At 75.2% G+C, this 2,931-nt stretch carries 2 protein-coding genes and 1 pseudogene; all 3 read right to left on the bottom strand.

Annotation, left to right across the window (positions count from 1 at the left end; all coding sequences use genetic code 11):
• Nucleotides 1-485: pseudogene (locus tag FNX44_RS28650) on the bottom strand (FHA domain-containing protein); the annotation flags it as partial.
• A 34-nt stretch (nt 486-519) separates the two neighbouring features.
• Nucleotides 520-1,857: a vWA domain-containing protein gene (locus FNX44_RS25610; protein WP_143651362.1), complete on the bottom strand. Its 1,338-nt coding sequence runs from the start codon at nt 1,855-1,857 to the stop codon at nt 520-522.
• Nucleotides 1,858-1,937: 80 nt separating this feature from the next.
• Nucleotides 1,938-2,931 (bottom strand): PP2C family protein-serine/threonine phosphatase (locus tag FNX44_RS25605; RefSeq protein WP_143651361.1); only part of this gene is annotated, 994 nt, incomplete at its 5' end.

Below are 2,931 nucleotides of genomic sequence, written 5' to 3'. Positions count from 1 at the left end.
GGGTAGGACTGCTCGGGCGTCGCTCCGTACGGCCGGCCCTGGTGCGGCCCCTGCGGATGGGCGGGGGCACCGGGGGGCGCCAGCTGCCAGTCGGCGTCGCCGGTGGCCGGCTGCGGCGGTATCGGCTCGGCGGGCCGGTTCAGGTGGGTGCGGCCCGAGTTCGTGTACTCCAGCGGCGCGGCCCCCTGCCCGCCGTGTGGCGGCGGGAACGAGCCGGGCGCGCCGGTACGGAAGTCGTGCCGGCACTCCTCGCAGAACTGCGCGCGCTCCTCACGCGGCGTGCGGCAGCGCGGGCACAGCTCGGCCTGCGCCGTCGCGTCGTCGGGTATCGGTGCCGTCGGGCCCGGCGGGGCGGGGTAGCCGTAGCCGCCGGACGGCGGGGGCGGCGAGTGCTGGCCCGCTCCGGGCGCGGGGGCCATGCGATGCCCGCAGACCTCGCACCAGTCGTCGGCCGCCGACTGGTGGCCGTTCGGACAAGTCCGCATCTCCGGCTGCCCCCTCACGTCGTGGCTGTCGCCGCTACTTCTTCACTCTGACCGTCTTCGTGGAACGGGTTTCCAGCGTCATCTCGTCGGCCTCCGTCACCCGTGCCTTCAGCCGAACAGTACCCGCAGCGGCGTCCACCACGTCCACCACCTTCGCGAGCAGCTTCGCGGTGTCCTCGTTGCCGGAGGCGGCCGCGAGCTGCACCGCGCGGCCCAGTCTGGCGGTGGCGCCGGCCACGTCGCCGGCCTTGCGCAACTCCAGCCCCTGCTGAATGGCCCGGGCCAGCTCGGCCTGGCCGGTGTAGTGCGCGACCTGCGGATTGAGCGTCGTCGCCGCGACCGCGTCGGCCGTCCACACCGCCCGGACCAGTCCCTGGGCGAGCGTGTGCGCGGTGCCGTCGGCGCGGGAGCGGACGAGGGAGACCCGGCTCGCGAGCATCTCCTGCCCCACGCGGGCGGCCGGCACCCGTACACACAGGTGGTAGTCGCGGGACTCGTCGCCCCAGGAGCCGGTCGGGTAGTCCCCGGAACGCGGCCCGGAGTCCGTACGGCGGTCGGTCAGGTCCTCCACGGTCGGCGCGACCTGCTTGACGAACACGACCTCCGCGCCCAGCGGCGTCCACAGCCGCAGCGCGACGTCCGCGACCTCCTTGCGCAGCGCGGCCGTCATCATCCGGGTGAAGTCCGCGGCCAGCCCCTCGGGATCGGCGACGATGTCGGCGGTGCCGAGCAGCGCGGAGGCGACCGAGGTGACCTCCGCGACCTCCCAGTCCGTGCCGACCCCGCGCGCGTCGCAGGTGAACCGGCCCGCGCAGGCGGCCAGCGCCTCCCGAAGCGCCTCCGGTTCCTCGTGTTCGTTGCGGCCGTCGGTCAGCAGGATGCCGTGCCGGATCGCGGCGTCGTGGTCGCTCAGCAGCCGCTCGGCGAGCCGCAGCCAGGTGCCGATGGCGGTGCCGCCGCGCGCCTTGATCTCCCGGACGGCCTGTTTGGCGTGCTCCCGGGTGGCCGGGGCGGCGACCGCCAGCCGCCCGTCGCCCGGATAGACCTCCCTGGCCAGGTGGTTGCCGGCGACGACCGCGAACGCGACGCCGTCGGTGAGGGTGTCGATCGCGGCGACAGTGGCGTCCCGGGCGTTCCGCATCTTGCTCGGCGGATAGTCCATGGAGCCCGAGCAGTCCATCATGATCACCACGGCGGCCCGGCCGGTGTCCACCGCCTCCCGCCGCACCAGTGGCATGCCGCCCGAGGTGCCGCCGCCGGTGGAGGTGACCGTCACTATGGCGTTGACCTCCTGGGCGCCCTCGGCGAGGTACCGGTTCTGGTAGACGTCGACCGAGAACCGCGGCACGTTCGACTTGGCGAAGTTGGCCATCCCTGCTGCGTCCTGCTTCCGCTCGGTTGTCCGGACAGGCCGCCACCCGGCGGCCGACGGGGGCGGAACGCCCCGTTACGTCAGGCCGATCCTGCCCGCGTCGCGTACGCCGGGAACGGAACGAGTGCCACCGTTACGTTGTCGTGGCCCCCGCCGCGCAGGGCGTGCGCCACCAGCGAGCGGGCCGCCTCCAGGGGCCGGGCGCGCGCGTCAGGCGGCACGGCGGCGGCCATCTCCCCGGCGGACTCCGCGTAGTTCCACAGGCCGTCGGTGCACACCACCACCACGCCCGGGCCCTCCGGGGCGAACGAGGCGACGTGCGGCTCGACCTCGCCCGCGTCGGCCCCCAGCCATCCGGTGATCGCGTGCGCCCGGGGATCGGCGGACGCCTCGGCCTCGTTCATCAGACCGGCGGCGACCATCTGCGTCGCCCACGAGTCGTCCTCGGTCAGCCTGGACGACGGCGACGTCCGGTCGTCGGGCACCCAGTAGGCCCTGCTGTCCCCGACCCAGCCGACGGTGACCACTCGGGGCTGCCCGACCACGGCGACGATCGTGCAGGCGGGGGAGTTCTGCTCGGGGCTTCCGCCCTCGGCCAGCGCGGTGACGGCCTGGTGGGCCCGGATGATCGCGTCGAACATCGCGTAACGCGCGTCGCCGCCGACGGACAACTCCCGCTCCAGCCAGGCGGAGGCGGTGCGGGCGGCGACGGCGGACGCCTCGTCGGGCCGGGTGGAGGACGACACGCCGTCGCAGACCACGGCGACCGTCGCGTGCTGCCCCTCGGACGTAGGGGTGCCGGTGATCGCGAAGAAGTCCTCGTTGCGGTGGTGCCGCAGCCCGAGGTCGGTGGCGACCGCCACCGGGCCGTCCACCTGCTCCAGCCGGTCCCGCTCGCGGAGTTGGGCGTGCCCGCACCGCTCGCAGTAGCCGTCGGCGTCGACGGCGGCGGCCCGGCAGGCAGCGCACCACGCGGTGCGGGGGGCCGCCGAGGCGGGGGCCGGCTCGGCGGTCGGCCGGGGTTCGGGCGCCGGGACGGACTGCCGGTCGTCGCCCGCCGGGGCGGCCGGGCCC

Source organism: Streptomyces alkaliterrae (genome assembly GCF_007097205.2).
Taxonomy (GTDB): domain Bacteria; phylum Actinomycetota; class Actinomycetes; order Streptomycetales; family Streptomycetaceae; genus Streptomyces; species Streptomyces alkaliterrae.
Note: the sequence above shows the minus strand (reverse complement) of the source record. Positions and strands in the feature narration are given on the sequence as shown.

Excerpts from the sequence above, each read along its gene's own strand:
- FNX44_RS25610 (WP_143651362.1), bottom strand. The coding sequence starts at position 1,857 with ATGGCCAACTTCGCCAAGTCGAACGTGCCGCGGTTCTCGGTCGACGTC.